The sequence below is a fragment of the Vibrio ezurae NBRC 102218 genome (genome assembly GCF_000467185.1).
Lineage (GTDB): Bacteria > Pseudomonadota > Gammaproteobacteria > Enterobacterales > Vibrionaceae > Vibrio > Vibrio ezurae.
Genome location: NZ_BATM01000053.1, coordinates 48,218 through 54,309 on the forward strand (window position 1 = coordinate 48,218; position 6,092 = coordinate 54,309).

Annotated in this window: 5 protein-coding genes; 1 reads left to right on the top strand and 4 read right to left on the bottom strand. The window is 37.1% G+C overall.

Going from position 1 to position 6,092, the window contains the following annotated elements:
• Positions 1 to 55 precede the first annotated feature (55 nt).
• From VEZ01S_RS15200 to VEZ01S_RS15210, 3 genes are all read right to left on the bottom strand, one after another.
• On the bottom strand, positions 56 to 1,498 hold the full coding sequence (locus VEZ01S_RS15200; protein WP_021714941.1) for a hypothetical protein: 1,443 nt from the start codon (positions 1,496 to 1,498) through the stop codon (positions 56 to 58).
• A 728-nt stretch (positions 1,499 to 2,226) separates the two neighbouring features.
• Entirely contained in the window at positions 2,227 to 2,535 is a 309-nt protein-coding gene (locus VEZ01S_RS16440; protein WP_369371257.1) for a lysozyme inhibitor LprI family protein, read from the bottom strand.
• 29 nt (positions 2,536 to 2,564) lie between these two features.
• On the bottom strand, positions 2,565 to 2,861 hold the full coding sequence (locus VEZ01S_RS15210; protein ID WP_021714943.1) for a hypothetical protein: 297 nt from the start codon (positions 2,859 to 2,861) through the stop codon (positions 2,565 to 2,567).
• A gap of 359 nt (positions 2,862 to 3,220) precedes the next feature.
• On the opposite strand from VEZ01S_RS15210, the gene VEZ01S_RS15215 reads away from it, so the two are divergent.
• Complete coding sequence (locus VEZ01S_RS15215; protein WP_040891150.1) at positions 3,221 to 4,378, top strand: lysozyme inhibitor LprI family protein; 1,158 nt, start codon at positions 3,221 to 3,223, stop codon at positions 4,376 to 4,378.
• 636 nt (positions 4,379 to 5,014) lie between these two features.
• Here the strand turns inward: VEZ01S_RS15215 and VEZ01S_RS15220 are convergent.
• A protein-coding gene (locus VEZ01S_RS15220; protein ID WP_255209334.1) for an IS3 family transposase occupies positions 5,015 to 6,092 on the bottom strand; the annotation gives its coding sequence in 2 pieces (ribosomal slippage) (positions 5,015 to 5,916 and positions 5,916 to 6,092; 1,079 coding nt annotated over the 2 pieces). This gene is flagged as partial in the annotation.

Here is a 6,092-nt window from a genome sequence, read left to right on the forward strand (position 1 = left end):
TTAGTAGATGAAAAAATGATGCACCAACGCAATTAGCACAATTAAAAATGGTAAGTTAGTTACCAAAAACAAAGAAAATGATTGCAATAACAACTATCCAACCAACAAATCCCAAAAATTTGTCTTGCGTACGTTTGGAAATTGCTTGATCCACTCTAGACTTCACATCTTTCATTACTTGCAAGTTTTTATTATGATGTTGAAGATTACTTGATGTCATATCTATTTTAGTTAGGGCGTTCATAGCAGAGATGCACTGCCCCATTGTTGAAGATATATCATCAAGTGAGCATGAACCACTCTGGACAGCATTACCTTTATCAATGCACTTATTCATCATTGCAACAGCTGCGTTATTTGAAGCTACTTGGAATGCATCATGACTTCGAGGCACTTTTCCTTCTAGAATATCGAGGGCCTTACCAGCATCCTGTACCATTTGGTAAAGACTATTATTTCTAAGAGCATCATCAATTTTACTATTAAACAGTCGTATATGACGCTCATATTTCTCCGTCTCTAGCATCTCATCAAGTTCTTCTATATTTTCAATGTATTTTTTCCGCATCGAATCTGAAAGTGCATAAACTTGGCCTGATAACAAAATACTCTTAGCCCCTAAAATAGCTTCTTTTTGACCTGAACTATTTAAGTGGTAGTTATAGTAAGATATGTGTTTTGAGAGGATTACCTCAGCTATCTGAGTTGAGATACTTTTTACTCTCATATTTTGAGAGCCAAGCAATGTGACTATATTGTCATAATGCCCCGTAATTCTAGAAATAAAGCTATCAACTTCACTGTCAATAGAAACACCTAGTTCATTATTTTTTAGCTCTTCCAACTCTCTTTCAATTTTAAAAAAGTCTGTATCTGTTGCTGCGAATGCTAATTGTGTTTTAATATCTTCTGGCGCTAACTCAAAAAGGTCATGAATATCTAAACGCTCTGTAAAGCTATCGATAAACGCTCCTTCCACGGCTTCTATTGAAATAACAAATTCATCATCAACGATACTCTTAACAAATTCACTAAAATAGGCAGATCTGATAACTTTAAATTTATTAGCGATGCCTAATTTTACTTCTTTTACATCATCGGAAAGCAATTGAAGCGTAGATATATTGTTAAAAGATGAAATGTTTTTCACACTTAATGAACGATCTTTTGTTACTTTTCTAAGAACTTGAAGTGCTGTATTTTTATCTCCATCTTTCATGGATTGGAGGGCCATTTCATCAAAACTGTTTGAATTCACGAACCAGAATAGGCCGAACAATAAACGGTCTTCGCGTCTTTCAAGCGCTCTTTGTGCATCATCAAGATCACTTACTTGACGATTTAACTTTGGTAAGAAATAAAAGTCATACTCAAAGTCAAACTCTCTCCCTATACTTAAAAATTTTGATGCCTTACGAGCATTTGAAATTAATTCTCTTTCAGAATAGTTTGCAAGCCCACCTAAAATACGAAATGGATTATTCAATATTCTTTTCATCTATTAAAACACTTTTATCTATAACTGATTTTGATTAAATCTATTAATTAAAACCTAGCTATTGTTAATTATTTGATTAATGACATAAGTAGTATTCATGCCATTAAATTATTACTTAAGATTCACAATGACTCTATTGAAGTCGATTCAACTAGCAATAGGAACTACCCTACCCCTAGTCTTCAGACTATTTAGCTACCTTTACTATTAATACTAGTGTTCATGTATGATGAGCGAATCGGTCAGTTTCACATCAATATAAACAAAGATTACAACTTCGTCAATTCAACTAATAGCATGAAAACTTGATCTTACATATGAATAAGTGAGAATCTAGAACATTTGACACCAAACTGATTCGAAAATGTAAGCCAAAAGACCTTCCGCCAGTCTTGATATGAACACTCCCTTAAATTGGAAAGGGGCGTACGACGTGAGGTCGTATGAAGTGTTGTTCATCGCTTCATGTGTGAACCATCTGTATCATAAGATCAACCTAGGGATCTGAATAAAGTAGCAAGCCTAGCAGTGTAACGAAGGTTGGTCATAGACCAATCAGGATCGAAATCGTGAGAGGAGGGTCCTCCTGACATAAATGTTTTAGAGCCCCAACTCTAAGGCACTCCTGTCCCAAAGCTTAGCTCTGTAAACATTTTGGGATATCAGTGAGCTAGAAAAAATGCAATTACTTGTGGATGAATACGGCGCCTACAAATGTAAATTCAGAGTTAATTATCAGTGTGATATATGATTTGAAGACGCTCAACTTGTTCTTTTATCAATCGATTACGCAAGACATCATACTCCAATATCCACTTGGTTCCTTGTCGATTGTCAAATTCAGCCTTTAGGTAGTTTAGTTGTGAATCTCGAAATCGAATCCAATCTCTCTGAGCTATTTTAAGTCCTTCATTATTCGAACCACCAAGTGCGTTATAGGCTCGGTTAAGTTCACTATCCCAACTTTGATACTCTTTAGCGTAACAGTCATTCATTCCCATGGTACTACTATTTTGCTTAAAGCAATTACTCAACACCAGTTCGATAGGATGCTGTTCGAAGGTTCCTAGGAGTTTATTATTGAGGGAATCGTGAGAACGCTACCATGGATATCATCGTAGCTCAGTATCGCTTTTTCTGGCTTCTCTTCTTGCAGAACAAGCTTATTCAAAGCCTCCTCATCTATACCATAAGGCTTTACCCATTCTTCGATATTGCCAATTTGTACAACCACATAACCATCGTCCGATATTCTCTTAATAGTTGCAGATATTTCAAAGCGGAGAAGATCTGTGTTGGCATGAGCATGACAAGATAGCATTGCTAAAGTAACAGTAAAAAGAGCTGATATTATCGCGTTCATAAATAAATAGTGTGTTTTTTGTTAGCAATACTATCATTCAATTTAATATAGAGATTATTGCTAAGGGTTATGAGACTCTCAATATAACTTAATATACCGAGTCTAGGTACATCTATTTACTAGGCTCCACTACAAATGTATCGGTGTATTGGATGAGAAATACTAGTCACTCGATTCTCTACTGTAGATTTAATATACAGCTCAGATTTAAGTTATTAAAGGAATCATGACCAGTATATTGGCTCAACAGTTAATGTAATGGAAATATTATTACTCAGTGACTATTTAAAAAATCATATCTTAATCTACTAAAAAAATGATATGATTATGTAGTCTCTATTTACTTGTCTATTAACCAAATGAAAAAAATCCTATTTATCTTATTGTTATTCATCACTAGTGGTTGCTTTGCTAATAATTTAGTCACCGTTGACGCTAAGAAAAAAGCTATGGAATTCACCGAGGCAATCCAAACAAAGAACTATTCCAAAGCATATCAATTAACGAATGGGCATATGAGATGGCGATTTGATGGTATGGTAAAGAATAGAACTATTAAAAATGAAGATGATTTCATATCTCTGGCACCATTCATCTTTAAAAATCTAATTATTAATGATGTGACCCCCCTAGATGCTAATCTCGAATGTTGCCAATCTCGTAATGCTGTGCTCACTGGGAATAGTATCAACAAAAAAGTGCTGTTCTATTTCCAGTATGATGGAACACCAAATGTATTAATTAATAGCACCATGGCTTTACCTTCCTTTACTTGCTCTAGCGCTGTTAGCAGCGTTGAAGTTGCCATATGTCAAAGCCACAGTCTATCAGTTCAAGATCAAAGCCTTCATGAAGTTTACAAAAACGCACAACGTTTCTTTACGGGTGAACAGCAACAAGAACTTAAAAGAAATCAGATTCAATTTATTCGCCAAAGGAATGTGTGCGACTCCGACACAAACTGCATAAAAAGCTTTACAGACAAAAGAATAAAGTTAATTAATAAGCAAATTTCACTTGAATATAAAAACTTAGATCACCTAGTAACAACAAAAGTAAACTCCCCTCTTGAAGGTAACTGGGTTCCAAATGGTGAAATCAAACATGCGAGTACAAACTACCCATACTTTGATGAGAACTATGCATTTTTAGTCTCAATCAGTGCAAAAAACGGAGTGGTCAAAATCGATAGGCAAACTAACTCTCTTGATGACAAAGAAAATGTGCATATACATAACAGCTGTTATGTTGAAAAAGTCCAACACTACACATACGCAAACGTCTATTACCAGACCGCTTATAAAAAAAACTATTACGGTCGTAGTGGTCAAGACTTCACTCAACTACCCTTTGCTGTGAATTACACAACATTTGAGCTCAGTCACAAACAAAATTCAAGCTCATCATGTGGGATTATTATAAGAACAGGAGTTAATCATGATGTATTTTTCTATGCCGATAACTATATTGATGAACCATTAGTCGGAGAGGGTTATTTACTGATGTCGGTAAACTGATCTGCAACACCGATACTGGACACTAGAGGTAACGAGTTTGACCAACAAAGAGTTCAACCTTTCCGAAACAAATTACATTAGAAAATAATGGCTAATATGAGCCTAGAAAGGCTACGACCAACGGTTTGATGTCATTCACTAGGCCGTTTCTTTGAAGATTTGGTGACCACCAAATCATCTGCGTAACCAATAAAGTTAGCTTTACACCTTTCTTGAGAAGTGTAAAGCTAACTTTATTGGTTACTCTATCCCACCTTATGAGGCACCCTCATTAGTATCGTAGAACAACCCTTTATCCACAAAGTCAGATTTCAACCATTGCTCTCACATACGTTTATTTACATGCTATCGCGAAGAAATTTGGGTACGCACTTATTAGACTTGAAGTGTCGAAAACCTTTAAATATAACTTTAGTGACATTGTCAAACAAACTAATCAGAATTGAAAGTGATATGATTATTCAAGAAATTACTGAAATCAAAGAGACCAAAGTCTCCATTTGGTGCAGTATCACAATTCATAGTAGTGTATATATCTCTGCATAAGGCGAGAGGGAATATTAAGCCACCATAAGGTGAAACTTATCTCTCAGCTTTTTTCCCCTGATGGAATTAACGTTACAGCCTGTGTAGTGGTCAACAAATACCGGACACTATTTTAAGCCGATTTTCGGCAGTAACCGGCGAAACCCCATCATTTGCTTGATGTGGCCGCTGTCGATTGTAATAGTTCATCAGGTAATAGCTGATGTCTTTTTGGGCTTGGTTTTGGTTCATGTAACCAGTTGCCGGAATCCATTCTGTTTTCAGGCTTCTAAATAACCTTTCCATCGGCGCATTGTCCCAACAGTTTCCACGTCGGCTCATGCTTTGAGCCATTTGATATCGCCAGAGTCTTTGACGGAACTTGCGACTCCCGTATTGAACCCCTTGATCTGAGTGGAACATAACACCATCTGGTCGCCCTCGCTGTTCCCAAGCCATATCTAAAGCTTTGGTTGTTAGAGCCGAATCTGGTTTGTTGGATAGAGCCCAGCCAACAACTCGACGGCTATAAAGGTCTAGAACAACTGCCAAATATACCCATCTTGAGCCTGACCAAATATAAGTAATATTACCACACCAAACTTGATTTGGAATGGTTACCGAGAATTCTCTTTTCAACAAATTCGGGATGTCTGGACGTTCTGTTTTAGCCGATTTATATCGATGGGAGCCGGGTTGTTTACTTGCTAAACAGGCCTCATGCATTAACTTCCGTACTTTAAATCGGCCAATTTTGATGCCTTCTGAGCGCAGCATAGACACAATCGTGCGACTTCCAGCAGAGCCACGACTAATGTTAAAAAGCTCTCTTATCCTGCTAGCAAGCCGAACACGATTAGCATCGGGTTTACGCTGTTTAAACTCGTAATAGCAAGATGTAGCTACATCAAAAAGCTCACACAACAACTTGACTGATTCATGCTCCCTTAAGTGATCAATCAACGAGAGCGTTCGAGCTCGTCCGACATTAAGAGAGCTGTGGCCTTTTTTAATATCGACTTTTCCCTCTCAAGTCGATTAATCCGGGCTTCTAACTCTTGGATTTTTATCTGCTCCGAAGTCAGCGCTTTGGCCGTTGGGGTAATACCACCTCGCTCGATCTTAAGCTGTTCGATCCAGCGCCGTAAAACCGTTTCACCAACATCCATTGAGCGTGCTGCTTCGGGAA